25 protein-coding genes and 1 pseudogene are annotated in these 24,200 nt (G+C 60.7%); all 26 read right to left on the bottom strand.

What is annotated here, in order from left to right:
* Nucleotides 1-269 precede the first annotated feature (269 nt).
* The 26 genes and pseudogenes from ORL50_RS12140 to ORL50_RS12015 all read right to left on the bottom strand — a co-directional run bounded on the left by ORL50_RS12140 (nt 270) and on the right by ORL50_RS12015 (nt 24,198).
* Nucleotides 270-1,352, bottom strand: coding sequence for a phosphatidylinositol-specific phospholipase C domain-containing protein (locus ORL50_RS12140; RefSeq protein WP_266014767.1), 1,083 nt, complete (start codon nt 1,350-1,352; stop codon nt 270-272).
* A 169-nt stretch (nt 1,353-1,521) separates the two neighbouring features.
* Nucleotides 1,522-2,661: a flagellar biosynthesis protein FlhB gene (gene flhB / locus ORL50_RS12135; protein WP_266014764.1), complete on the bottom strand. Its 1,140-nt coding sequence runs from the start codon at nt 2,659-2,661 to the stop codon at nt 1,522-1,524.
* A gap of 3 nt (nt 2,662-2,664) precedes the next feature.
* Nucleotides 2,665-3,450: a flagellar biosynthetic protein FliR gene (gene fliR / locus ORL50_RS12130; RefSeq protein ID WP_266014761.1), complete on the bottom strand. Its 786-nt coding sequence runs from the start codon at nt 3,448-3,450 to the stop codon at nt 2,665-2,667.
* A gap of 3 nt (nt 3,451-3,453) precedes the next feature.
* Nucleotides 3,454-3,723 (bottom strand): flagellar biosynthesis protein FliQ, encoded by a 270-nt coding sequence (fliQ, locus tag ORL50_RS12125; protein ID WP_010456946.1) that lies wholly within the window; start codon nt 3,721-3,723, stop codon nt 3,454-3,456.
* Complete coding sequence (fliP, locus tag ORL50_RS12120; RefSeq protein ID WP_266014735.1) at nt 3,720-4,478, bottom strand: flagellar type III secretion system pore protein FliP; 759 nt, start codon at nt 4,476-4,478, stop codon at nt 3,720-3,722. Before fliP ends, fliQ begins: the two co-directional genes overlap by 4 nt.
* Nucleotides 4,478-4,912, bottom strand: coding sequence for a flagellar biosynthetic protein FliO (gene fliO / locus ORL50_RS12115; RefSeq protein WP_266014732.1), 435 nt, complete (start codon nt 4,910-4,912; stop codon nt 4,478-4,480). The genes fliP and fliO overlap by 1 nt, the downstream gene beginning before the upstream one ends.
* A complete protein-coding gene (gene fliN, locus ORL50_RS12110) occupies nt 4,913-5,371 on the bottom strand; it encodes a flagellar motor switch protein FliN (RefSeq protein WP_266014726.1) in 459 nt (152 codons plus the stop codon).
* Nucleotides 5,372-5,437: 66 nt separating this feature from the next.
* Nucleotides 5,438-6,406: a flagellar motor switch protein FliM gene (gene fliM, locus ORL50_RS12105; RefSeq protein ID WP_247294234.1), complete on the bottom strand. Its 969-nt coding sequence runs from the start codon at nt 6,404-6,406 to the stop codon at nt 5,438-5,440.
* Nucleotides 6,407-6,415: 9 nt separating this feature from the next.
* A complete protein-coding gene (gene fliL / locus ORL50_RS12100) occupies nt 6,416-6,916 on the bottom strand; it encodes a flagellar basal body-associated protein FliL (protein WP_266014720.1) in 501 nt (166 codons plus the stop codon).
* Between the two features lie 221 nt (nt 6,917-7,137).
* Entirely contained in the window at nt 7,138-8,421 is a 1,284-nt protein-coding gene (locus ORL50_RS12095) for a flagellar hook-length control protein FliK (protein WP_266014718.1), read from the bottom strand.
* An 82-nt stretch (nt 8,422-8,503) separates the two neighbouring features.
* On the bottom strand, nt 8,504-8,866 hold the full coding sequence (locus tag ORL50_RS12090; protein WP_266014715.1) for an Hpt domain-containing protein: 363 nt from the start codon (nt 8,864-8,866) through the stop codon (nt 8,504-8,506).
* 31 nt (nt 8,867-8,897) lie between these two features.
* Nucleotides 8,898-10,604 carry an ATP-binding SpoIIE family protein phosphatase gene (locus tag ORL50_RS12085; protein ID WP_314528086.1) on the bottom strand — a complete coding sequence of 569 codons (1,707 nt, stop codon included), beginning with the start codon at nt 10,602-10,604 and terminating at the stop codon, nt 8,898-8,900.
* 5 nt (nt 10,605-10,609) lie between these two features.
* Nucleotides 10,610-10,909, bottom strand: a complete 300-nt coding sequence (locus tag ORL50_RS12080; protein WP_266014709.1) for an STAS domain-containing protein — start codon at nt 10,907-10,909, stop codon at nt 10,610-10,612.
* Between the two features lie 164 nt (nt 10,910-11,073).
* Nucleotides 11,074-11,523: a flagellar export protein FliJ gene (gene fliJ, locus ORL50_RS12075; protein ID WP_266014707.1), complete on the bottom strand. Its 450-nt coding sequence runs from the start codon at nt 11,521-11,523 to the stop codon at nt 11,074-11,076.
* A gap of 6 nt (nt 11,524-11,529) precedes the next feature.
* On the bottom strand, nt 11,530-12,888 hold the full coding sequence (fliI, locus tag ORL50_RS12070; protein WP_266014705.1) for a flagellar protein export ATPase FliI: 1,359 nt from the start codon (nt 12,886-12,888) through the stop codon (nt 11,530-11,532).
* On the bottom strand, nt 12,878-13,678 hold the full coding sequence (fliH, locus tag ORL50_RS12065) for a flagellar assembly protein FliH (RefSeq protein WP_266014702.1): 801 nt from the start codon (nt 13,676-13,678) through the stop codon (nt 12,878-12,880). The genes fliI and fliH overlap by 11 nt, the downstream gene beginning before the upstream one ends.
* Nucleotides 13,679-13,685: 7 nt before the next feature.
* Nucleotides 13,686-14,705, bottom strand: a complete 1,020-nt coding sequence (gene fliG, locus ORL50_RS12060; protein WP_266014699.1) for a flagellar motor switch protein FliG — start codon at nt 14,703-14,705, stop codon at nt 13,686-13,688.
* The gene (gene fliF, locus ORL50_RS12055; RefSeq protein ID WP_266014697.1) at nt 14,698-16,485 is read right to left on the bottom strand and encodes a flagellar basal-body MS-ring/collar protein FliF; all 1,788 of its coding nucleotides are present in this window, start codon (nt 16,483-16,485) and stop codon (nt 14,698-14,700) included. Before fliF ends, fliG begins: the two co-directional genes overlap by 8 nt.
* Nucleotides 16,486-16,500: 15 nt before the next feature.
* Nucleotides 16,501-16,830 carry a flagellar hook-basal body complex protein FliE gene (fliE, locus tag ORL50_RS12050; RefSeq protein WP_045058888.1) on the bottom strand — a complete coding sequence of 110 codons (330 nt, stop codon included), beginning with the start codon at nt 16,828-16,830 and terminating at the stop codon, nt 16,501-16,503.
* Between the two features lie 275 nt (nt 16,831-17,105).
* A complete protein-coding gene (locus tag ORL50_RS12045) occupies nt 17,106-18,479 on the bottom strand; it encodes a sigma-54-dependent transcriptional regulator (RefSeq protein WP_266014693.1) in 1,374 nt (457 codons plus the stop codon).
* Between the two features lie 125 nt (nt 18,480-18,604).
* Nucleotides 18,605-19,771: pseudogene (locus ORL50_RS12040) on the bottom strand (sensor histidine kinase); the annotation flags it as partial.
* A 128-nt stretch (nt 19,772-19,899) separates the two neighbouring features.
* Nucleotides 19,900-21,375, bottom strand: a complete 1,476-nt coding sequence (locus ORL50_RS12035) for a sigma-54 dependent transcriptional regulator (protein WP_266014690.1) — start codon at nt 21,373-21,375, stop codon at nt 19,900-19,902.
* 172 nt (nt 21,376-21,547) lie between these two features.
* Nucleotides 21,548-21,844: a flagellar protein FliT gene (fliT, locus tag ORL50_RS12030; RefSeq protein ID WP_266014687.1), complete on the bottom strand. Its 297-nt coding sequence runs from the start codon at nt 21,842-21,844 to the stop codon at nt 21,548-21,550.
* 24 nt (nt 21,845-21,868) lie between these two features.
* Nucleotides 21,869-22,270: a flagellar export chaperone FliS gene (gene fliS / locus ORL50_RS12025; protein WP_266014684.1), complete on the bottom strand. Its 402-nt coding sequence runs from the start codon at nt 22,268-22,270 to the stop codon at nt 21,869-21,871.
* Nucleotides 22,271-22,407: 137 nt separating this feature from the next.
* Nucleotides 22,408-23,772 (bottom strand): flagellar filament capping protein FliD, encoded by a 1,365-nt coding sequence (fliD, locus tag ORL50_RS12020; RefSeq protein WP_266014681.1) that lies wholly within the window; start codon nt 23,770-23,772, stop codon nt 22,408-22,410.
* A gap of 81 nt (nt 23,773-23,853) precedes the next feature.
* The gene (locus ORL50_RS12015) at nt 23,854-24,198 is read right to left on the bottom strand and encodes a flagellar protein FlaG (protein WP_266014678.1); all 345 of its coding nucleotides are present in this window, start codon (nt 24,196-24,198) and stop codon (nt 23,854-23,856) included.
* Nucleotides 24,199-24,200 lie beyond the last annotated feature (2 nt).

Here is a 24,200-nt window from a genome sequence, read left to right as displayed (position 1 = left end):
CCTGTAAAGCAAACTTTTGACGCCAGAAGCGGGCGCAGAGGGGGTACCGCAAGAAGCTTTCCAACTTTAGCGCAGGGTTGAAATAGAGGGGTTGTGTGCCGTCTGAGCCGACGTTATCGCTGGCAAGCCAGGCTCTACAGTGATCGGTGGCAACCACATAACCAGCGTTTGACAAAAAATCCTGTAGGAGCCGGGCTTGCCCGCGATGAGGCCGGAACTACGAGTGAAAATTTGAGAGTGTGCACAAAGGCGAAAAATCTAACATAAACTCACTCTTTGCCTAAATTATGCCCCCACCTATAGTTGTTTCGAACAATACTCTCAATCAACGAATCACCTGGAAAGTCCGCCATCACAATACCAACGGTCCTGACCTGGGTAGATTGCTCATTCAACGCCTGCAGATCATCCCGCGTCAGCACGTTCGTGCCCTCGAAGGAGATCAGACACATCCCCAGCGTACAGCCTGTCCTTGGAAATTTTGGATAGAGATCGCTGTGCCCAAAGGCCACCAGGCCTGTCCACAACCTTGCCGCATCCGTTCCAGGAGAGACATGGCCGCTGGCAACGAAATAAGGGAACGACCGGTGACTGGCCGACAGGTAGTTCACATAAAAAACATCACGACTGCCAGCGGCAGCCTTGTGTAACTGTTGTTTTATCTTGATGTACTTGTCATGCAACGCCCAGTTCGTGCTCATTGGGTACTCGTCCTGAATATCAAAAATATCTTCGTCCTTGTAACGCAGCCCAAATTTGTCAAGCCGGCCATCCCCAGATAACACTAGAAATTTTCCACGCGCCTGCCCCAGTGTAATTTTCGGATCTTGTGCATTCAGGTATATAGCTTTGTACACCTGCATATAGTTGGCAAAGACCTGCTCCAGACTCAGTTTGACGTTTGAGTCTTCCTCGTACTCATCTCTGAACCTGACCAACACAGTTTCACTGGGATTATCTAAAAGAAACCGCTGAATCGCTTCCAGCGCAGGCCCCAGCATCTTGTCCAGAAAGACTGGACCGTGGTGCATCGCCAACGCATCGCCGGTGCGTCGAAGCCGCAAATCGAACACGCGAATCCCGTATTCCAGCTGCTTGTCGAAGCCGAGTGTTTGAGTTTCGACGACATCCTTGAAAATCGGCAGCCAGGTGACTTGGAACGTCGCCGAGTCATGAGTGCCCGGCAGGGCCATTTCACTCAGCTGGACATCGTCGCGGATTGTTTTCATCCATTGCGATCTGTCGGTGAACGGATCGTTGGGATCGTGAGAGTAGGCACCGTCGAGGTGGCCGTATGCAGGCAGTGAAAGGCAGGCGATTAGTCCAAAAACAACATGCACAACAAGCTTCATAGTCACGCCCTCCTTGGCTGCTAATGAACGCTGCTACAGGCTATCGGGATGGATTGAGTCTGTGCCTTATATAGATATTGCTTTTCGGCAAGGCAAGGCAAGGCAGGGAGGCGAGGACTGCGTCCTCGAACGCAGCCTCGCGGGCTCGGCAGCTGCTACAGGCGTTGAATCAGGAGTCGCGGCGCAAGTCCGGTGGGATTGGCAGATCATCTTTCAGCGGATCCGGACGTTTGCCCTTGCCCGCCTTGTATTGGCGAATCTGGTAGACGTAGGCCAGTACCTGGGCCACGGCGAGGTACAGGCCGCCAGGGATTTCCTGCTCCAGCTCCGTCGAGTAATAGATCGACCGCGCCAAAGCCGGCGACTCCAGCAGCAGCACATTATTGGCCACAGCGATTTCGCGCATCTTCAGCGCCAGGAAGTCACTGCCCTTGGCCACCAGCATAGGCGCCCCGCCTTTGTCCGGGTCGTACTTGAGCGCCACGGCGTAGTGAGTCGGGTTGGTGATAACCACATCCGCATCGGGAATCGCCGCCATCATTCGACGCTGGGACATGTCGCGTTGCAGCTGGCGGATGCGCTGTTTGACCTCCGGCCGACCTTCCTGGTCCTTGTGCTCGTCGCGGACTTCCTGCTTGGTCATTTTCAGTTTCTTGGCGCTTTCCCACAGCTGTACCGGCACGTCCACTGCCGCGATGATGATCAGGCCGCAGGCCATCCATAACGTGCTCCAACCGACCACCTGCAGGCTATGGATAATCGCCATGTCCAGCGGTTCATGGGCGATGCGCAGCAGGTCGTCGATGTCCGAAGACAATACGGCCAGGGCCACGAACAGGATGATGAAGAACTTGGCCAGGGCCTTGAGCAGCTCCACCACCGCCTTGGAGGAGAACATGCGCTTGAGCCCGGCGCCGGGGTTCATGCGGCTGAACTTGGGGGCCATGGTGCCAGCGGAGAACAACCAGCCGCCCAGGGAAATCGGGCCGATCAGGGCCGCAAGCAACAGGGTGATCATCACCGGCTGAATGGCCAGCAAGGCGATCAGCCCCGAATGCAGCAGGAAACTGCCCATGGAGCGCTGGTCGAGGATCACCTCGCGCGACAGCGAAAAATTCAGGCGCATCAGGTCCATCAGTTCCTGAGCCAATGCCCCGCCGAAAATCAGCAGCGCGCTGGCACCGGCGAGCATGATCGCCAGGGTGTTGAGCTCCTTGGAACGGGCAATCTCGCCCTTCTCCCGGGCGTCCTTTTTCTTTTTCTCCGTGGGGTCTTCTGTTTTGTCCTGACCGCTTTCGCTCTCTGCCATGACTCAGCGCGCCCGTGCCAATTCGCGCAACCACTGCAAAGCCTCGGAGGCCAGTGGCTGGTACTGGTTGATGATATCCGCCAGCCCGACCCAGACGATGAACAGCCCGAGCACCAGGGTCAGCGGGAAACCGATGGAGAAGATGTTGAGCTGCGGCGCGGCCCGGGTCATCACGCCAAATGCGATGTTGACCACCAACAGTGCAGTGATCGCCGGCAATACCAGCAGCAGCGCGGCACCCAGGACCCAGCCCAGCTTGCCCGCCAGCTCCCAGAAATGCGTGACCATCAGGCCACTGCCGACCGGCAAGGTAGTGAAGCTTTCCGTGAGGATTTCGAAGACCACCAGGTGGCCGTTCATCGACAGGAACAGCAGCGTGACCAGCATGGTGAAAAATTGCCCGATCACCGCCACCGAGACGCCATTGGTGGGGTCGACCATAGAGGCGAAGCCCATGCCCATCTGAATCGAGACGATCTGCCCGGCCACCACGAACGCCTGGAAAAACAGCTGCAAGGCGAACCCGAGCACGGCGCCGATGATGATCTGCTCGGCAATCAGCAGCAGCGCACTCAGGTCCAGCGCATTGACCGGCGGCATCGGCGGCAGGCCCGGGACTATCACGACGGTAATGGCCAGGGTGAAGTACAGGCGCACGCGCGTGGGGACCAGGGTCGTGCCGACGATGGGCATGACCATCAACAGTGCGCCGACGCGAAACAGCGGCAACATGAAAGTCGCGACCCAGGTGCTGATCTGGGTATCGGTCAGTTGCAGCAGCGACTGCATGGCTTAGCCAATGACCTGGGGAATATTGCCGTACAGCTGCAGGATGTATTCCATGAAGGTCTGCACCAGCCAGGGCCCGGCGACGATCAGCGTGACCAGCATCACCAGCAGGCGCGGCAGGAAGCTCAAAGTCTGTTCGTTGATCTGGGTCGCGGCCTGGAACATCGCCACCAGCAAGCCTACCAGCAAGCTCGGAATCACCAGCACGGCCACCATCATGGTGGTCAGCCACAACGCTTCACGGAAGATATCTACCGCTACTTCCGGCGTCATGGCGACACTCCACCGAAGCTGCTGGCGAGTGTGCCGATGATCAACGCCCAGCCATCCACCAGCACGAACAGCATGATCTTGAACGGCAGGGAAATGATCAGCGGCGACAGCATCATCATACCCATCGCCATCAGCACACTGGCCACGACCAGATCGATGATCAGGAACGGAATGAAGATCATGAAGCCGATCTGGAACGCGGTCTTCAGTTCGGAGGTGACGAACGCCGGCACCAGAATGGTCAGTGGCGCCTGATCCGGCGTGGCGATGTCGGTGCGCTTGGACAGGCGCATGAACAGCTCCAGGTCGCTGCTGCGAGTCTGCGCCAGCATGAAGTCCTTGATCGGCACCTGGGCCTTCGCCACGGCATCCTGGGCGCTAAGCTTCTCGGCCAGGTAAGGCTGCAGGGCATCCTGGTTCACTCGGTCGAACACCGGCGCCATGATGAACATGGTCAGGAACAGGGCCATGCCCGTGAGGATCTGGTTCGACGGAGTCTGCTGCAAGCCCAGGGCCTGGCGCAGGATCGAGAAGACGATGATGATCCGGGTGAAGCTGGTCATCAGCATGACAAACGCAGGGATGAAACTCAGCGCCGTCATGATCAGCAGGATCTGCAGGCTGACCGAATATTCCTGCGCGCCATCGGCATTGGTGCCGAGGGTGATGGCCGGGATCGACAAAGGATCCGCGGCGAACGCGAGTGGCGCAGCCAGCAGCAAAGCCAGCGTCAAGACGATGCGTAGCGCACCCATTACTTCTTATCCTTCTGGTCCTTGCCCATCAGCTCCATCAGGCGCAGGGCGAACTCCGGGGTGGCTTTTTCGGAACTGGCCGGCACCTGCACCGGCTCCTTGAGCACATGCAAGGCGGTGATGGTGCCAGGGCTCAGGCCAAGCAGGATCTGCTCGTTACCGACCTGCACCAGCATCAACCGATCACGCGGGCCGAGCGCGCGCGAGCCGATCAGCTCGATCACCTGGCCTTTGCCCGCAGGACCTGCCTGCTGCACCCGACGCAGCAGCCAGGCGAGGAAGAAGATCAACCCCAGCACCAGCAGCAAGCCGAACACCAGCTGGGTCAACTGCCCCGCCACGCCGCTGCCCACGGCCGGCGCCGCCGTGGCCACCGGTTCGGCCGCCAGGGCGCTCAAGGGCAATGCCAATATGAACCCCAGAACCCTGTTCACTCAGCGCAGCTTCTTGATGCGTTCGCTAGGGCTGATCACGTCCGTCAGGCGGATGCCGAACTTTTCGTTGACCACCACCACTTCACCGTGGGCGATGAGCGTGCCGTTAACCAGCACGTCCAGAGGCTCACCGGCCAGACGATCGAGCTCGATCACCGAACCCTGGTTGAGCTGCAGCAGGTTGCGGATGTTGATATCGGTGCTGCCCACTTCCATGGAAATCGACACCGGGATATCGAGGATCACGTCCAGGTTCGGACCGTCCAGCGTCACCTGCTCGTGGTTTTTCGGCGAGGCGCCGAACTCTTCCATTTGCAGGCGATTGGACGCCGAACCGCCGCTATCAGCGGCCAGCAGCGCGTCAATCTCGTCCTGCGAGGCATCACCGGATTCTTCCAGGGCCGCAGCCCATTCATCAGCCAGTGCCTGGTCGTCCTGGGAATTCATATCGTTAGCCATCATGTGTCCTCGGCGAGCGCCCATCTTGAATGGACGCCGTCAGTTAAAAACGAAGTGAGACGCCGATCACCGGCGCTCGATCGGCTCGATCACCTGCAACGCGAGGTTGCCTTTGTGCGAGCCCATCTTGACCTTGAACGCAGGCACGCCATTGGCGCGCATGATCATTGTTTCCGGCATGTCCACCGGGATGATGTCCCCGGGCTGCATGTGCAGGATGTCCCGCAGGCGCAACTGGCGACGGGCAACGGTAGCGCCGATCGGGACGTCGACGTCCATCACGTCCTGGCGCAGGGCATTGACCCAGCGCTCGTCCTGATCGTCGAGGTCCGACTGGAAGCCGGCGTCGAGCATTTCGCGCACCGGCTCGATCATCGAGTACGGCATGGTGATGTGCAGGTCGCCGCCACCGCCATCGAGTTCGATGTGGAAAGTCGAGACCACGATCGCCTCGCTCGGGCCGACGATGTTGGCCATGGCCGGGTTCACTTCGGAGTTGATGTACTCGAAGTTGACTTCCATGATCGCCTGCCAGGCTTCTTTCAAGTCGATGAAAGCCTGCTCCAGCACCATGCGCACCACGCGCAGTTCGGTGGGAGTGAATTCGCGCCCTTCAATCTTGGCGTGGCGACCGTCGCCGCCGAAAAAGTTGTCCACCAGCTTGAACACCAGCTTGGCATCGAGGATGAACAAGGCGGTGCCGCGCAACGGCTTGATCTTGACCAGGTTGAGGCTGGTCGGCACGTACAACGAGTGCACGTATTCGCCGAACTTCATCACCTGCACGCCACCAACCGCCACGTCCGCCGAGCGCCGCAGCAGGTTGAACATGCTGATACGCGTGTAGCGCGCGAAACGCTCGTTGATCATTTCCAGGGTCGGCATACGTCCGCGGACGATCCGATCCTGGCTGGTCAGGTCGTAGCTTTTGACGGCGCCGGGTTCGGCGGCATTGTCGGTCTGTACCAGACCATCGTCGACGCCATGCAACAGCGCATCGATCTCATCCTGGGACAGCAGGTCCTGCACGGCCATGTCGTGTTCCTACTGCAGTACGAAATTGGTGAAAAGCAATTGTTCGATGGCGACCTTGCCGAGTTCTTTCTGCGCCACTTCCTGGACGCTGGCGGTGGCCTTCTGGCGCAGCATTTCCTGACCGACTGGCGAAGCCAGGGTGGCGAAGTCCTGTCCGGAGAACAGCATTACCAGGTTGTTACGGATGACTGGCATGTGCACCTTGAGCGCTTCCAGGTCCGCCTGGTTGCGCCCCATCATGGTGATGCTCACCTGCATGTAGCGCTGGCGACCGTTCTGGTTGTAGTTGGAAACGAACGCGGGCAGCAGTGGCTCGAAGATCGCCGCCTGCTTGCCGCTCACCGCGGTCTCCTCCACGGCCGCAGGCTTGCTTTCGGCACTGTGCATGAAGAACCAGGTCGCCCCCACGGACACGCCGATCGCCAGCAGCAGCGCCACGACGACCAGGATGATCAGCTTGAGTTTGCCTTTGGTTGCAGGGTCTTTTACTGCTGCGTCGCTCTTCGCCATGCCAATAATCCGTCACTATTCGGGGTTTCACAGTTGCACGGGTAGGCAAGAGCAAGTGTTATGCCAGAAGTGCGGGCATGGGGCTGGCGCATCATTCAATAACACCACATACACCTGTGGGAGCGGGCTTGCTCGCGAAGGCGATTTACCATTCAACATTGATGTTGACTGGCGCACCGCTTTCGCGAGCAAGCCCGCTCCCACATTGGATGGGCGTTGGATCAGGCGTAATAATCGACTGCGCTGGAGCCGATCACGCTGGTAGCTGCAGCCACTTCAGCGACTGCCGGGGCATGGTCTTCATCCATGGAGTCAAGGCGACCGCCACTGGCGCCCGCGCGCCCGGCCTGACTCTGCTGCGCCTGTTGCTGATCCTGTCCACGGGACTGATCGGACACATTGACGTCCACCTGGCCCATGCCCTGTTGCACGAACATCTCGCGCAGCCGGTGCATTTGCCCGTCCAGCGCTTCGCGAACGCCAGGGTGGGCGCTCATGAAGGTCACCTGGGTCTGCTGGTCGGGCACCATGTTCACCCGGATGTCCAGGCGACCAAGTTCGGCCGGCTGCAACTGGATGTCGGCGGCCTTGAGGTTGGCACTGGAGAGGTACATGACGCGGTTGACCACTTCTTCGGTCCAGCCGCTCTGGTGCATGGCAATTGGCTGGTTCACCGGGATCGCGTTAGCGGTTTTCGGTGTCGCCGCCTGGGTCAGCGCCGCCAGGCGGTTGGCGAAATCCTCGACGCGGGTATCACTGGACGAGGCTTTCAGATCCTTGAGCCCATCATCGATCAGGCCGCTGAAGGCTTTTTCGCCACCTTCGCTGGTGCTGTCCTTGTCGGCCTGCACGGCCAGCATATTGGCCAGGCCGGAAGCGAAGTTCTGCGCCGAAGTCGGCTCGCCGTCGGCCTGGGCTGGGGAAGCGCTGGCTTGCGCCTGACTGGAGGCGGACACATGCCCGCTCTGTTCCATGGCCAGGCGCACGGCTGGCAGCGCGTCGAGCGGGTCCGCTTGCGGATCGAAATCGGGATCGGCGGCCACGGCGGCCGCTGCCAGTGCGGCGGCGGTCGCTGGGTCTAGCGCAGGTTCGCTAGTCGCCACAGAAGTGGCCGGCTGGGACTCGACTGCGGGGGTAGCCGCAGGATCAACAGCTGCCGTTGTGTCGGTGGTCTGGTCAGTATCGGTGGCGACCTTGTCTTCAGCCGGTGCCGGTTTATCGGCGGGCAAGGATTTGCCGCTATCGGCAACAGAGGGTTTCGCGGCGGCAGACTTGTCGTTGCCCAGATCTTTCTTTGCGCCGAGGTCAGGCGCCTTGTCGCGCACACTGCGGGCCGGGCCGTCGAGCCCTTGGGCAGGTCGGGTTTGCTCTTGCCGGGCGTAGACTTTGGCAAAGCTCGCGGCCTTGTCCGCAGGCTCGGCAGGCGACGCCAAGGGATTGGCGGACGAAGGCTGAGCCTTGGCCTTGGCGGCGGCCTGGAGCAGCAAATTTGGGGTAACGGGCATGAACAGTCTCCGCCGCACTGGGATCGTGGATACAAGTGAGGAGGATTACTGCAAGGGTCGAGCCAGGTTATCGAAACGGCAACTAGATACGCCCGGCAGCTCGATTGGTGGCTCGCGAGCGTTCTGCTTCGTAGAGCGGACGGACCAAGGCAAACTCACAGTCGATAGCACCGACGAGCTGTTGCAGATCAGCAGGCATGGCAACCTTCGCTCGCTGTTCCAGCTCATTGCATAACGCTGCGAGCCGCTGCGCGCCCATGTTGCTGCTGCTGCCTTTAAAACTGTGAGCAGTTTCCATCAAGTGCACGGCGTCTGCGGGATCGCGCAGAAGGCGCAGGCGCTCTTCGGCATCCTCGAGAAAAGTATCCAGCAACACCGGATACTCGTCTTCCATGACTTCCTGCAAGGCGTCCAGCACCTCGCGATTCAGATGTGGCTCAGCCACTTGTTCACTCCTTGATCAAGAATGGGCGGGATTATGCCAGAGCCTCCCAGAAAAACTCCACGCGAGCACTGCGACCATCGTCGGACCACACGGCGTTACGCCCCAGTTGCCGGACCAGACTGACCCCACGACCCGACAAACGGACACTGTCGACCGGTCGCCGCATCACCTGCGCGACGTCAAATCCTTTGCCACTGTCTTCCACTCGAATGGTCAGGCAACCACCCTCGCCCTCCGGCACCACCTGCAGATGCACCCGCACATAACCACCGTCCAGGCCATCCAGGCGCGCGTTGCGTTCCTGATAATAGCGGGCAAATCCCTGGGCATCGCGCTTGAGGCTGGAATCGAGCCCGAGCACGCCGTGCTCCAGGGCATTGGAATACAGTTCCGCCAGCACGCTGTACAGCGCCCCGCTCTGGGCCCGCAGGCCGTGCACTTCACTGAGCAATTGCAGAAGGTAGGGCAGCGGATTGAAGCGCTTGAGCGAGGCGGCGCGAAATTCGAAGCTGACGGACCAGTCCAGCGGGCATGACTGCCCACTGTCGGAATAGACCAATGCCGGCGGGCGCATCTGCGCGGCGTCCAGCAGGCTGACTTCCAGCAGACTGACATCGTCGCGCGCTTCACCGCGAAAATCGCGCAATGCCTGCTCGATCTCCTCGAACAGCGCATCCGGCTGCCGATTGGCGGCGAACACCTGTTGCAGGCGCTCCACGCCGAATAGCTGTTCGTTGGCGTCGCAGGTATCGATCACCCCATCGGACAGCAGGAACAGCCGATCCCCGACAGCCATGGGCAGCACTTCAGTACGATCGTCGAATGTTTGCGGGCTCAGCACACCCAGCGGCAAGTGCCTGGCGGGCAATGGCGTGCGCTCGCCACTGGCGACCCGGTGCAGATAACCGTCGGGCATGCCGCCATTCCACACTTCCACCGAGCGGCGCTGGAAGCTCAGGCACAACAACGTCGCGCAGCAGAACATGTCCACCGGCAGGATGCGCTTGAGCTTGGCGTTCATCTCGCGCAGGGTTTCCGAGAGGCCGTAGCCCTTGGCGGTCATGCCATAGAAGACCTCCGCCAGGGGCATGGCACCGACGGCCGCGGGCAAGCCATGACCGGTGAAGTCCCCAAGCATCACGTGCATATCCCCGGCCGGGGTAAACGCGGCCAGCAGCAGATCGCCGTTGAACAGCGCATAGGGTGATTGCAGGTAGCGGATGTTTGGAGCGTTCAGACAACCGGAATGCGCCACCTTGTCGAACACCGCCTTGGCCACGCGTTGCTCGTTAAGCAAGTATTCGTGGTGCCGGGCGATCTGGTCACGTTGCTGCAGCACCGTGGCCTGCAAGCGGCGCAAGCGGTCCATCGCCTTGATCTTGGCCGCGAGGATTACCTGGTTATAAGGCTTCGCCAGAAAGTCGTCGCCCCCCGCCTCCAGGCAGCGTGCCAGGGCTTCGCTTTCGGTGAGGGAGGTGAGGAAGATGATGGGTACCAGGGTTTCCCCGGCCAGCGCCTTGATCTGCCGTGCGGCTTCAAAACCGTCCATCACCGGCATCATGGCGTCCATCAACACCAGTTGCGGGTGCTGTGAGCGGAATGCCTCGACAGCTTCGGCGCCGTTCGCTGCGGTCAATACCGCATGGCCCTGACGGCGCACGATAGTGGACAGCAACAGGCGATCGGCCGCGCTGTCCTCGGCGATCAGGATCGTCAGTGCCTCAAACGGCGACTGCACCGGATTCAACTGATGTCGAACAGTTTGTCGAAATTGGAAATGGCGAGGATCTTCTTCACGTCAGAGCTGCTGTTGACCACTCGGATGTCGGAATCGTCGCCGCCAGCGTGATCGCGCAGCAACAGCAGCATGCCCAGGGCCGAGCTGTCGAGGTAGGTGGTATCCTTGAGATCGACCACTACTGCAGATAGCTCCCGGTTTTCATAAGACTCGCGAAATTCCTGATGCTTGGCGAAATCGAAGCGGCCTTTGACCGATATCGTCAGTTTTTGCCCATCCGGGGAAACTACTGAGACGACTGACATTGATTGGCTTCCTTGTCGTTAGGGGACTTGCTTGTACAAGGTTTAGCATTAGGTGGTGACAGGAGCAAGATCAAAAGATCGCAGGCTTCGGCAGCTCCCACAAAAGCGAGCTGTGCACCGCCTTGTAGGAGCTGCCGAAGGCTGCGATCTTCTGGGGGCGAATATTAGTAAGGATTCTGCCGCGGCAAGCGCTGCGACAATTCGTCCAGCAGCTTCTGCTCGCGCTTGTCTTCCAGGCGTCGCGCCTCGTCCATGTAGCGCTGCACCAGTTTGCGCAAGCCTTCCACTCGGGCATACGCCTGTTGCCAGGTATCGCGTGCCTTGTTCAGATTGTTCTGGTGCCAGGCCAGGCTTTGCCGTTGCTGGTCGATGGCCGTGCCCAGTTGCGCGAGAAAACCCTGGTAGCCGAGCAACCATTGACCGGATACGCCGCTGCTGCCGCGCACGATCCATTGCTCCTGGTAATCGAGGCGGAAGGCTTCAAGGTCGGCGAGCTTGCTCTCGGCCAGGCGCACCTGGCCCTGGAAGTGGCCAAGGCGCTGCACCGCTGCTTTCTCGACCTTCTCGGCCATCTCGACCACGGGTGCCAGGCGCGCGGCTCGACTCTGGGCCATGGCCGGTTAGCCGCCGGCTGCCGGGGCGAAGATCGAGCCGAGATAGGCTTCGCTCTCACCCAGGCTGATGTTGTCGTTCAAACCCTGGCGCAGGTATTTGACCAGCTGCGGCTGCAGGGCAATCGCCAGGTCGGTCTCGCGGTCACCGCCGGCGACATAAGCGCCGACGCTGATCAGGTCGCGACTCTGTTGATAGCGCGACCACAGTTGCTTGAAGTACTGCGCCCGAGTCATGTGCTCCGGTGTCACCACCGAGGGCATGACCCGGCTGATGGACGCTTCGATGTCGATGGCCGGGTAATGACCTTCCTCGGCCAGGCGCCGCGACAGCACGATGTGACCGTCGAGCACGCCCCGGGCGGAGTCGGCAATCGGGTCCTGCTGGTCATCTCCTTCGGAGAGTACCGTGTAGAACGCGGTGATCGAGCCACCGCCCTTCTCCGCATTACCGGCGCGCTCCACCAGTTTCGGCAGTTTGGCAAATACTGAAGGCGGGTAGCCCTTGGTCGCCGGCGGTTCGCCAATGGCCAGGGCAATTTCCCGCTGGGCCTGGGCGAAACGGGTCAGGGAGTCCATGAGCAACAGGACATTCTTGCCCTTGTCGCGAAAATACTCGGCGATGCGCGTGCAGTACATCGCCGCACGCAAACGCATCAGCGGCGCATCGTCCGCCGGTGAAGCCACCACCACGGAACGCTTGAGCCCCTCCTCGCCGAGGATGTGCTCGATGAACTCCTTCACTTCGCGTCCACGCTCGCCGATCAGGCCGACCACCACGATGTCGGCCTCGGTGAAGCGGGTCATCATGCCCAACAGCACACTCTTGCCCACGCCGGTACCGGCAAACAGACCCAGACGCTGGCCGCGGCCCACCGTCAACAATCCGTTGATCGAGCGGATGCCTACGTCCAGTGGCTCGCTGATCGGTTCGCGCTTGAGCGGGTTGATCGTCGGGCCATCCATCGGCACCCAGTCCTCGGCTTTCATCCCACCCTTGCCGTCCAATGCCCGACCCGCGCCGTCCAGCACCCGCCCGAGCATACTCATGCCCATCGGCAAACGGCCGGCATCGGCCAACGGCACCACCCGGGCGCCCGGCGCGATGCCGGCGACGCTGCCGACCGGCATAAGGAACACTTTGCTGCCGGAGAAGCCCATGACCTCGGCTTCAACTTGCACCGGCTGATAACTGTCGTCGTTGATGACCATGCAGCGGCTGCCCATGGCGGCGCGCAAGCCTTCGGCTTCGAGAGTGAGGCCAACCATGCGCAACAGGCGGCCTTCGAGGATCGGCCCGCCAGTCAGCTGCGTCGCCTCGGCATAGCTGCCCAGGCGCTTGGCGAAGCTGGTGCGATCAAGGCGCATCAGGTTCGTCCGCTGCCGGGGCCACGGGTGGCGGATTGCGCCCGGATAACTCCAGGCTCAGGTCCGGTGCCGCAGGATGCAGGGCCTGTTCATGGAGCTGATCGAACAGCTTGTCCATGACCCGTGCCAGGCGGGTTTCCACGGTGGCGTCGATGCGACTGTGTTCGGTCTCGACCCGGCAACCGCCCGGCAATAAGGTCTCGTCCTCGACGATGCGCCAGGTTTCTTCATGGCGCTCGCGCAGGGCTTTGACCTGCTGGAAATCCTGCGGGTTGATGTACAGCCGCACGTTACCCACGCCCAGCGGCAACAGCTTGAGCGCATCGCGCATGACGTGTTCGAGCTGGGTCGAATCGATCGCCAGTTCGCGCTGGATCACCTGTTTGGTGATGTGCTGCACCAGGTCCACCAGGGACTTCTCGATCAGGGTGTCCTGCTCGGCGATGGGTTCGAACAACTGGCCCATGAGCTTTTCCAGCGCACCAATTTTCGCCGTCAGCGCCGCTTCGGCTTCCTGGCGCACCTTGAGCGTGGTGCTGTGGAAACCTTCGCGCTCACCCGTGGCGAAGCCTTCGTTATAGGCCTCCTGGCGAATGCTCTCGAGCTCTTCGAGGGTCAGCGGCTGGACTTCATCCAGCGGCACCTCCTCCATTTCCGGAGGCTCGGGTTGAGGTTCCGGCTCAGGCTCGGGGACGTAGGGATCGAAACTGGGCAAAGACCAGATATCGACAGCGCTGACGTCCTTGGCACGGATCAGGTCAGTCTGGGACTCATCGTGTTTGGTCGACATGGTGACCTTAGATCATCTCTTCGCCGCCTTTCCCGCCGAGAACGATTTCTCCGGCTTCGGCCATACGGCGGGCGATGGTGAGGATTTCTTTCTGTGCGGTTTCCACGTCGCTGACGCGCACCGGGCCTTTGGCCTCGAGGTCGTCGCGCAACAGTTCGGCCGCTCGTTTGGACATGTTCTTGAAGATCTTCTCCTTGACGTTCTCGTCCGAGCCCTTGAGGGCCAGCACCAGCACGTCGGAGGAGACTTCGCGCAGCAACGCCTGGATGCCGCGGTCGTCGACATCGGCCAGGTTGTTGAACACGAACATCAAGTCTTCGATCTGACCGGACAGGTCTTCGTCGACTTCGCGGATCGAGTCCATCAACTGCCCTTCGATCGAGCTGTCGAGGAAGTTCATGATATCGGCCGCGCGCTTGATCCCGCCGAGGTTGGTGCGCGAAGCGTTCGAGTTGCCGGAGAACTGCTTCTCGAGAATCTGGTTGAGTTCTTTCAGGGCCGCCGGCTGCACGGTGTTCAACGAAGACACACGCAGGATGATGTCGAGGCGCACCTTGTGGTCGAAATTGCCCAGCACTTCACCGGCCTGGTCCGGGTCGAGATATGCGACCACGATCGCCTGGATCTGCGGGTGTTCGTAGCGGATCACGTCGGCGACGGCGCGCGGTTCCATCCACTTCAGGCTGTCGAGGCCGCTGGTGTTGCCGCCCAGCAGGATGCGGTCGATCAGGCCGTTGGCCTTGTCTTCGCCCAGGGCCTGGGTGAGCATCTTGCGCACGTAGTCGTCGGAACCGACGCCCAGGCTGGTCTGGTCGCCGACGATCTCGACGAACTCGCTCATCACCTGCTCGACCTGTTCGCGGTGCACGTTGCCCATCTGCGCCATCGCCACGCCCACACGCTGGACCTCCTTGGGCCCCATGTGGCGCAACACTTGCGCAGCATCGGTGGAGCCCAGGGACAGCAGCAGGATCGCGGCTTTGTCGACCTTGGACAGTTTGGCGGCAACGGCTCGGTTATCACTCATCTGCGTTAATCCACTCTTTCACGACCTGGGCCACACGACCCGGATCTTCTGCCACCAAACTCTTGATTGCGTTCAACTGCGCGTCATAGCCTTCGCTCGGGCTCGGCAGCAGGATGCTCTGCGGGCCACCGAGGCTGACGCGGTCGTTGGCCAGTTCGCCGTCCAGGCCACCCATGCCACCCAACTCGACGTCGCTGCCCATGCCGACCAGCTGTTTGCCCTTGCCGCCATTGGTGATGTTGTTGAGCACCGGGCGCAGTACGCCGAACACCAGCACCAGGATGAACAACACGCCCAGCACTTGCTTGATCACATCCCAGAACCACGGCTGGGAGTAGAACGGCACATCGGCAATCACTTCGCTGCGCTCGGCGGAGAACGGCATGTTGATCACGCTGACGCTGTCACCACGACTGGCGTCGAAACCGACGGCGTCCTGCACCAGGCGAGTGAACCGCGCCAATTCGTCGGCGCTCCACGGCGCACGACTGGTTTCGCCGTTGGCCGGGTTGACCTTGACCTGGTCGTCCACCACCACCGACACCGACAGACGATTCAAGCGGCCTTGCTGCTGCTTGGTGTGGCTGATGGAGCGGTCGAGCTCGAAGTTCTTGGTGGACTGCTGACGCTTGTCCGCCGGGTACGGCGCAAGCATCGGCTGGCCGGTGGCCGGGTCCATGATCTGTTGCCCGTTGGCATCCAGCAGCGGCTGACCTGGCTGCACCATGCCGGCCGATGCGGTAGCGCCGCCGGTGGTTGCAGGCGCGGAGGCCGGCGATGGCGGCTGGTTGCTCAGGGCTCCCGGCACGCCTTGCGGACCATTGCTGGTGGTGCGTTGTTCGTTGACCGACTGCTCGCTGCGCAACGCCGGTTGATCCGGGTTGAACTGCTCGGAGGTCGATTCAACCGCGCTGAAATCCACATCGGCCGAGACTTCAGCCTTGTAGCGATCGTTGCCCAGTACCGGCTGCAGGATGTTGTGCACGCGCTGGGTCAGCATGGTTTCCATGCGGCGGCTGTAATCGAATTGCTTGCCGGCCATGGTCAGCTCGGAATTTTCCGCCTGGTCCGACAGCAGGTTGCCCTTCTGGTCGACCACGGTGACCTGGGATTTGCTCAGCTCCGGAACGCTGGTCGCCACCAGGTTGATGATCGCCAGCACCTGGCCAGGCTCCAGGGAGCGGCCAGAGTACAGTTCGATCAGCACCGAGGCGCTGGGCTTGCGCTCGTCGCGCACGAACACCGAGCTTTTCGGGATGGCCAAGTGCACTCGCGCACCCTTGACGTTGTTCAGGCTGGAGATGGTCCGCGCCAGTTCGCCTTCGAGGCCGCGACGATAGCGGGTGGCTTCCATGAACTGGCTGGTGCCCAGGCCCTGGTCCTTGTCGAGGATTTCAAAGCCGATATTGCCATCGCTGGGAGTGACACCAGCGCCCGCGAGCTTGAGCCGCGCACGGGACAGGTCTTCGGCCTTGACCAGCAAGGCGCCGGAATTAGGTTCTACGGAGTACGCAATGTCAGCGGCCGCCAGGGTATCCATGACCTGCTTGGCGTCCATCCCGGCGAGGCTGCCGTACAGCGGACGATAGTCCGGTTGCTGGGACCACAGGACCACGGCAAAGCCGATGGCCACGCTCGCCGCCAACCCGACCAACAGGCCGACCTGACGCAACATGGTCATCTGGGAAAGGTTTTCCAGGAAGGACAAGCCGAACAGCGGCGGTTTGCCGTCTATTGCGCTGGCCTTGGCCGGAACGTTATCGCTGGCTGCTTCTGCCATGACTCAATATCGTCCTTAAACCGGCATCTGCATGATGTCTTGATACGCCTGGACCAGCTTGTTGCGCACCTGGGTGATGGCCTGGAACGACACGCCGGCTTTTTCCTTGGCGATCATCACGTCAGTCAGGTCGACACCGCTTTTTCCGATCTCGAACGCGGTGGACAGCTGGCTGGACGCCTGCTGGGTTTCGTTAACTTTATTGACGGCCTGGCCGAGCATGTCGGAGAAGCTGCTGCCCGGCAGTTGAGGAACGGCGGCAGTCGCTTTAGGCGCAGACATGGCGTCCATTTGCATGGCGCGCATATCCAGCATCAACCGATTGAATTCAATACCTTGGCTCATGTTCCACTCCCAATGACTACCCGCAATTTTTTGACGCTCACTCGGCGGGTAATCAGGTGTTAGCAACAAGGGTGCCAGCTATGCAGCGACACGCCATTTTGTGGGAGCGAAGCGTTCTTGGGAGCACGGCGTTTTTGTGGGAGCAAGGCTTGCCCGCGATTGCCGCGCTAGGGTTTTCAGGTGAACCGCGTGATCGTTCATCGCGGGCAAGCCTTGCTCCCACACTATCGAATCGCCGGCAAGCCAGCTCCTACGGGATCGGGTGCGTCTCGGGCTCAAGTGGCGAACAGGTAGGCTTCCACATCCATCCCCGCATCCCGCATCTGCGCCAGCTTGTAGCGCAGCGTGCGCGGGCTGATGCCCAGGCGTTCGGCGGCTTCCTTGCGGCGGCCGCGCTCGCTGCGCAGGGTATCGATGATCATCTGGAACTCGCGCCGACGCAGATCATCCCCCAACGCCCCGGCGGACTCGGCCTCGACCATTGCCATCGGCGCCGCCAATGCCGGCAACGGCGCACAGGCCACCGGCCCGGCCAGGCAAAAATCCTGCGGCTGGATCAGCCCGCCCTGCTGCAGGATCAACGCCCGCTGGATCGCGTTATCCAGCTCACGCACGTTACCCGGCCACAGATAGGCAATCAGGCACGCCTGCGCCTCGGGCGAAAGTTTGGCGGCGGCATGCTTCATTTTATTGACGTGTTTGGCCAGCAGCCGCTCGGCCAGCGGCAGAATGTCGGCGGTGCGCTCGCGCAACGGGCGCCAGGCCAGTGGAAACACTGACAGCCGATAGTACAAATCTTCCCGGAACCGCCCCGCCGCCACTTCCGCAGCCAGGTCGCGGTTGGTGGTCGCTACCACCCGGATATCCAGGGTAATCGGCTTGCGCGCCCCGACCCGCTCGACCTCACGCTCCTGCAACACGCGCAGCAGCTTGGCTTGCAGGCCCATGGGCATTTCGGAAATCTCGTCGAGCAGGATGGTGCCGCCATCCGCCTGCTCGAACTTGCCCGCCTGCGCGGCAATCGCGCCGGTAAACGAGCCTTTTTCATGACCGAACAGTGTGGCCTCAAGCATGTTGTCGGGGATCGCCGCGCAATTGATCGCAATGAACGGCTGAGTGGCCCGATGGGAATGCTGATGGATATAACGCGCCAGCACTTCTTTGCCAGTGCCGGACTCACCAGAGATCAACACCGTGGAATCACTGCGGGCCACGCGCGCGGCCAGCTCCAGCAACTGGGCGCTGGCGGGTTCGAACGCGATCGGCCCTTCCCCTTCAGGCGCAAGATTGCCAAGGGCGTGCCGCGCCAGGAGATCGAGCAGCGCCTTGGGTTCGAAAGGCTTGACCAGATAATCCACCGCGCCTTGGCGCATGGCATCCACCGCGCGCTCGACTGCACCGTGGGCAGTCATCAGCAACACTGGCAGCTGTGGCTGGCGCGCGCGCAACAGACTGAGCAATTGATGGCCGTCCATGCCCGGCATGTTGACGTCGCTGAGTACCAGGTTGAAGGCATCCTTGGTCACGGCCGTCAGCGCTTCTTCTGCTGAGCCGACAGCGACATAGTCATGCCCGGCCAGCAGCAGGGTGTCGGCCAGCGCTTCGCGTAATGCCCGGTCGTCCTCGACCAGTAGAACCTTGATTGGCATGGGCTTTAGTCCGCTCCGTGGTGGCGAAGGTCGTTAATGCTTACGTTGGGGGCCTGACAGACTGCGGCGCTCTCGGGTTTTTCGCGAGCAGGCTCGCTCCTACAAGGGGGTTGTTCATTGGCGAACAGCGGCAGGATGACTTGCGCGCATGTGCCGCGACCTGGTCGCGAGCGCAGCAGCAATTCTCCCTGATGCGCCCGGGCGACTGCCTTGACCACGGTCAGGCCGAGGCCGGTTCCGGTGGCCTTGGTGGTGAAAAAAGGTTCGCCCAGGCGCGCCAGCACTCGCGGATCGATGCCGCTGCCGCTGTCGCTGATCGCCACCCGCAAATGGCTGCCGCGGGCGTAGAGATGGACTTTCAGTCGCACCTCCGTGGCGCTGGCCTGGATGGCGTTCTCGATGAGGTTGAGAATGGCGCCCACCAGGGTGTCGCGATTGCACAGCAACTCGCCGGCATGACTGTCGCACTGCCAGCGAATCGGCAGATCCTGCACGTGCGCCTGGGCCGCGGCCTGCAGCGACTGCATCAGCATTTTAGGAGTGACCCGGTCGGTCAGCGGCAGCTCGCCCCGGGCGAAAATCAGCATGTCGCGCACCTGGTGCTCCAGCTCGTGCAAGCGCTCTTTCAGGCGCCCGGCAAAGCGCTGCTGGGTCGCGACTGGCAGTTCCTGCTCAGTCAGGTGGCTGGCGTACAGCAAGGCGGCGGACAAGGGCGTGCGGATCTGATGCGCGAGGGACGCGACCATCCGCCCCAGGGACGACAGGCGCTCATGCCGCGCCAGTTGATCCTGCAAATGGCGGGTTTCAGTCAGGTCATTGAGCAGCACCAGCTGCCCCGGTTCGGCATCCAGCGAACGGGTCGAAATCGACAAGCGTCGACCGTCCTTCAGGGAAATTTCATGGCCGTCGTCTTCACGGGGCGCGAAGCAGCGGGCAATCACCTGGCGCCACAACTGCCCTTCAAGCGGCAGGCCGAGCAATTCACAGGCGGCAGGATTGGCTTCGCGCACGATGCCTTGGGCATCGATGACGATGACGCCACCTGGCAATAGATCAAGGAGGTTTTGCAGACGGTTGGCCAGGCGTTCTTTTTCCGCCAGTTCCTGCATGCGCTGGGCGCTGACCACTTCCAGCTCGCCCTTGAGCTCGGTGACCCGGGCTTCAAGCATGCTGTAGGAATCGGTGAGCTGGCTGGACATCTGGTTGAACAGCGCAAACGACTGCTCGAGCCCCAGCCGGCTGGCCTGCTCGACGGACGACAGTGGCCCCGAAGCGTCAGGGACAGGAGACATCTGGGCGGCTTGGGGCATCGGGCACTCTCGCGTGGCTGACCGTCAGTTAAACGGAACGTTGCGAGGGATGTAGCAATACCCGTGCCTAAAAAAAACCGCCTACAAATGAAGGACTTGAAAAACAGGCGTCAATCATCTGCCTGTTCGTCACCGTCACGCCGGCTCATACCGTACTTGCGCATCTTCTCCACCAGGGTGGTGCGACGAATACGCAGGCGTTCAGCAGCGCGCGCGACGATGCCATTGGCATCATCCAGCGCCTGCTGGATCAGCCCCTGCTCCAGGCCACCGAGGTAGTCCTTGAGGTCCAGGCCTTCGGGCGGCAGCAAGGCGTTGGCGGAGAAGTCCGGGGTATGCCCGTTGATGGCCACCCGTTCTTCCAGGTCGCTGCGCAGGCTGTCGACCAGTTGCTCGTCTTCATCGTCGACGTAGCGGAATTTCTTCGGCAGCTCGACCACGCCGATCACCCCGTACGGATGCATGATCGCCATGCGCTCCACCAGGTTGGCCAGCTCGCGGACGTTGCCCGGCCAGCCGTGACGGCACAGCGACATGATCGCCGCCGAGTTGAAACGGATCGAGCCACGCTTCTCGTGCTCCATGCGCGAGATCAGCTCGTTCATCAGCAACGGAATATCTTCGACGCGCTCGCGCAGCGGCGCCATCTCGATCGGGAACACATTCAGGCGATAGTAGAGGTCTTCGCGGAAGGTGCCGATCTCGATCATGCTTTCGAGATTCTTGTGGGTCGCGGCAATGATGCGCACGTCGACGCTCTGGGTCTTGTTACTGCCCACGCGCTCGAAGGTGCGCTCCTGCAACACGCGCAGCAGCTTGACCTGCATCGGCAGCGGCATGTCGCCGATTTCATCGAGGAACAGCGTGCCACCGTTGGCCAGCTCGAAGCGCCCGGCACGACTGGTGATCGCCCCGGTGAACGCGCCCTTCTCGTGGCCGAACAATTCGCTTTCCAGCAACTCGGCCGGAATCGCCCCGCAATTGACCGGCACGAACGGCGCATCACGACGTTTGGAGTGGTAGTGCAGATTGCGCGCCACCACTTCCTTGCCGGTGCCCGACTCGCCGAGGATCAGCACGCTGGCATCAGTATCAGCCACTTGCTGCATCATCTGGCGCACGTGCTGGATCGCCCGGCTGGTGCCGACGAGGCTGCGGAACAGATTGGGTTCACGATGCCGACCGCGCTCGCGGGCCTGGTCGTACATCTCGCGATAGACCTGGGCACGGTGCAGGGAGTCGAGCAATTTGCTGTAGCTGGGCGGCATTTCCAGGGTCGAAAGCACGCGTCGACGCTGGTCTTCAGGCAAGTCGCTGGAAGAATTATCGCCCATTAACAAAACCGGAAGGAACTCATCCCAGGTTGAGAGTGTCTTAAGCAAGCCCAAAAGTGCGCCAGGAGCATTAACCGTCCCGATAAGGACGCAGATCACTTCACGACTAGACGATAGAGAGCCCACAGCCTGCTGCCAGTCATGGCTTCCGCAGGGCAAATTTTCTTCACCGAGAAAATTCAGAATCACCGCCAAGTCGCGGCGGCGGACGCTATCGTCATCAATCAGCAGGATTTTGGTTTCACGCCACATGCAATAGCAACTTCCCTAGTCAACTCGGTGCCCGAAATGAGTGGGCAAGCTAGACGCTTGCAGACCTGTTAGGCCTATAGACGCCTGAAATCTGTAAACAGCCACTAGTTAAGTCAAAAAACCGTGCACAGTCAAATATATGGCGCAGATGCTTGGATTAACCGCGGATTAATTAACCAAACAGATGGTAAACCTTTGCCGCACTCTTCGCTTGGGTGATCTGCGACATCTCGTCGACTATCGCCTGACGCTCGCCCATCGTCGCCGTCAATAAATCCTTGTACACCGCCAGCAGACTCTCCAGATTGGTCCGCAGCGCTTCCTCGTCGATCGGCGCTTCACTCAGCACCTCATCGACGCATTCACGGCAGGCCGAATCCAGCGCGCCAATCGCCCCCCAATCACGCTCGGCCAGCGCATCGATGAGCGCTTCGCGGGTTTGTTCAATCCGTTGCAATGCTTGACTCATGGCGTTGTTCCTCGGCTAGTAGGCCTATAGCGCGGTCTCTTGCGCGGCAATCGCATCCCAGCCACTTTTCACGGTGGTCAGCAGGCGCGCGACTTCATCGATGATTTGCGGATCGTTGTTGAGGTTGGCCTTCAGCAGCTGCGAGTTCATGTACTCGTACAGGCTGTCCAGTTGCTGGATGGCAGCCGGGTCCGGGGCCTTCTCTTCATTCAACCCCTGGCGCAGGCCAGTGATGATGCCGATGGACTTGGTGATCAGCACGCATTTCTGCGCGATGTCGCCGCGCTCCATTGCGCCTTTGGCTTGAGCCAGGCGATCAAGTCCACCCTCGAACAGCATCTGGATCAGACGGTGAGGGCTGGCCTCGGAGATCTGCGCGTGGGAGTTGACCTTCTGATACGCACGAAGGGCTTTCATCGGATTCATGTTGCTACCTCGTTACCGGCCGCAGTCGGACATTTATCTATATGAAGTTTGTCGACTGCGTCACATAAAACTTTAATCGGGGCATTCAGGCCCAAATCATTTCTCCACTCGATGCGGGACGCGTGCGTGCCCTGGAATTAATCCGACTTAGGATTATTCAGCGAGTTGAGCGTTGTCATGATGCTGGAGCTGCTGGCATTGAGCTGGGCGATCAGGGTGTCCATGGCCGTGTACTTGGCGGTCAGGGATGTCTGCAGGCTCTCCATGCGACGATCGAGGTCGGCTTGCTGGGTTGTGAGGTCGGTCAACTTGGTGTTGAGGTCCGTCACCCTGCTAGCCAGCGATCCGGTCGTGCCGACGTAGGAGGCAGTCGCCTTGGTCATGCGAGTCACCAAGCCAGTATCACCTGTAAACATCTTAGCGATATCACCTGCTCCCTTGACTACAGCTTTGTCCCATTCCTTGTCGTCCAGGCTCAGCAGACCGGTTTTCTGGTCAGTGGTAATGCCCATTTGCGCCAGACTGCTCATGGCGCTCGACCCCGAACTGTTGACCAACTCACTGCGCAGATTGTTGACCAGTTGACGCATAGAAGCATCACCGGTCAAGGCGCCAGCGGTGGTGGTCGAAGAATCGCCGGTGGCGGTGACCTTGGTCTGGGTATTAATGCTGGTCATCAACGCGTTGTAGGCAGTAACGAAAGACTGAACCGAGGTTTTCAGCGTTCCGGTGTTGCTCGCCACAGTGACGATGACCGGTTTGTCCTTGTCTTTGGCCAGCAGCTCCAGCGACACGCCACTGATGGCGGAAGTGACGTTGTTGCTGGTGGACTCCATCTCGATACCGTCGATGGTGTACTTGGCATTCTGCGCTGGCGTGCCTTTGTCATAACCTTGTGCCAGGTCTGAGTCACCGCTCAAAGTGATGTCAGTGTCCACGCCCGTAGTGTTGGAGCCGATAACCAGACGCCCCCCGTTCGCATCGCTCAAGACGTTGGCACTGATACCCTGGGCTGACAGCTGAGTATTGATCGACTCGCGCACTTCCTGCAGGGTCGCGCCGCCAGGCACAAGCACATCGTAGCTCTTGCCCGCCTGGGTGATAGTCAATGTCTGGGTTTCATCGCTGGAGTTGGCCGAGCCCGACGCCCCTCCCTCAACTACTTTGCTCGTGACTTTCGAGGACGTCGCCAGCTCCTTGACCACCACCACATATTTGCCGCTGGCGGCGCCATCACCCAGAGTGACCTTGACGTTTTTTTCTTCGGACGAGGTAGCGGCGAGGCCATTGAATGCGGCCACGTTGTTCAACTTGGCGATTGCAGCCCGGTAGGTTTCCAGCGCATTTTTCACCGAGCCGACGCTCGACAACTGAATGGTCGTGTCTTTTTGCAGACTGGTGATCTGAGCCTGTTTAGGTGCCTTCTCAGCCCCTACCAGCGCCTTGACGATGGCTTGGGTGTCGTAGCCCGAACCCGGGCCGGAAATCGTTGAACTCGCCATTGGTATTCTCCTTGTCCTGTGGCTGCCGCTTTATTGGCGAATATTGCCGTAGCTGCAGTCAGAAACACATTTCATGCCAGCTCAGGCCTTCGTATCAAACAGGAGGCTGCTGGCATCACTCAAATTCTGTGCAAGCTTCAAAGCAGTTTCCGACGGGATTTGCCGAATGACTTCGCCACTTTCGGTGGCGACTACTTTGACCACGACCGCTCCGGTGGTGTCATCGATGGAAAAATCCAGGTTTCGCTGAGTCGATTGCACGAACTCGCGAATATCGGTCACGGCCTTTTCCAAAGCCACGCGCTTGGTATCTTCAGTGGCGGTGGGCTCTTGCTCGGCCACTGGCGGTGCCAGGGTGACGGAGGCGCTAGCCGCTTGGGTCGCGGCAGCCGGGTAATGCGCGTTCAGCTTAATGCTCATATCCATGT

It is taken from the genome of Pseudomonas sp. RIT-562, assembly GCF_026241895.1.
In the GTDB taxonomy this organism is placed as follows: Bacteria; Pseudomonadota; Gammaproteobacteria; order Pseudomonadales; family Pseudomonadaceae; genus Aquipseudomonas; species Aquipseudomonas mandelii_F.
The sequence above is the reverse complement of the archived record's forward strand: the minus strand, read 5'-3'. Positions and strand labels throughout refer to the sequence as shown.

Bases quoted from the DNA above. Each gene is read 5' to 3' on its own strand.
- fliN (WP_266014726.1), bottom strand. From the start codon at position 5,371: ATGGCTAACGATATGAATTCCCAGGACGACCAGGCACTGGCTGATGAA.
- fliL (WP_266014720.1), bottom strand. From the start codon at position 6,916: ATGGCGAAGAGCGACGCAGCAGTAAAAGACCCTGCAACCAAAGGCAAA.
- fliI (WP_266014705.1), bottom strand. From the start codon at position 12,888: ATGCGCCTTGATCGCACCAGCTTCGCCAAGCGCCTGGGCAGCTATGCC.
- fliR (WP_266014761.1), bottom strand. From the start codon at position 3,450: ATGCAGTCGCTGCTGCAACTGACCGATACCCAGATCAGCACCTGGGTC.
- fliE (WP_045058888.1), bottom strand. From the start codon at position 16,830: ATGAGCCAAGGTATTGAATTCAATCGGTTGATGCTGGATATGCGCGCC.
- ORL50_RS12035 (WP_266014690.1), bottom strand. From the start codon at position 21,375: ATGTGGCGTGAAACCAAAATCCTGCTGATTGATGACGATAGCGTCCGC.
- fliH (WP_266014702.1), bottom strand. From the start codon at position 13,678: ATGTCGACCAAACACGATGAGTCCCAGACTGACCTGATCCGTGCCAAG.
- ORL50_RS12080 (WP_266014709.1), bottom strand. From the start codon at position 10,909: ATGTCAGTCGTCTCAGTAGTTTCCCCGGATGGGCAAAAACTGACGATA.
- ORL50_RS12140 (WP_266014767.1), bottom strand. From the start codon at position 1,352: ATGAAGCTTGTTGTGCATGTTGTTTTTGGACTAATCGCCTGCCTTTCA.
- fliP (WP_266014735.1), bottom strand. From the start codon at position 4,478: ATGGGTGCGCTACGCATCGTCTTGACGCTGGCTTTGCTGCTGGCTGCG.
- fliJ (WP_266014707.1), bottom strand. From the start codon at position 11,523: ATGGCCCAGAGTCGAGCCGCGCGCCTGGCACCCGTGGTCGAGATGGCC.
- ORL50_RS12095 (WP_266014718.1), bottom strand. From the start codon at position 8,421: ATGCCCGTTACCCCAAATTTGCTGCTCCAGGCCGCCGCCAAGGCCAAG.
- fliS (WP_266014684.1), bottom strand. From the start codon at position 22,270: ATGAATCCGATGAAAGCCCTTCGTGCGTATCAGAAGGTCAACTCCCAC.
- fliT (WP_266014687.1), bottom strand. From the start codon at position 21,844: ATGAGTCAAGCATTGCAACGGATTGAACAAACCCGCGAAGCGCTCATC.
- flhB (WP_266014764.1), bottom strand. From the start codon at position 2,661: ATGGCAGAGAGCGAAAGCGGTCAGGACAAAACAGAAGACCCCACGGAG.
- ORL50_RS12045 (WP_266014693.1), bottom strand. From the start codon at position 18,479: ATGCCAATCAAGGTTCTACTGGTCGAGGACGACCGGGCATTACGCGAA.
- fliQ (WP_010456946.1), bottom strand. From the start codon at position 3,723: ATGACGCCGGAAGTAGCGGTAGATATCTTCCGTGAAGCGTTGTGGCTG.
- fliD (WP_266014681.1), bottom strand. From the start codon at position 23,772: ATGGCGAGTTCAACGATTTCCGGCCCGGGTTCGGGCTACGACACCCAA.
- fliG (WP_266014699.1), bottom strand. From the start codon at position 14,705: ATGAGTGATAACCGAGCCGTTGCCGCCAAACTGTCCAAGGTCGACAAA.
- fliM (WP_247294234.1), bottom strand. From the start codon at position 6,406: ATGGCCGTGCAGGACCTGCTGTCCCAGGATGAGATCGATGCGCTGTTG.
- ORL50_RS12015 (WP_266014678.1), bottom strand. From the start codon at position 24,198: ATGGATATGAGCATTAAGCTGAACGCGCATTACCCGGCTGCCGCGACC.
- fliF (WP_266014697.1), bottom strand. From the start codon at position 16,485: ATGGCAGAAGCAGCCAGCGATAACGTTCCGGCCAAGGCCAGCGCAATA.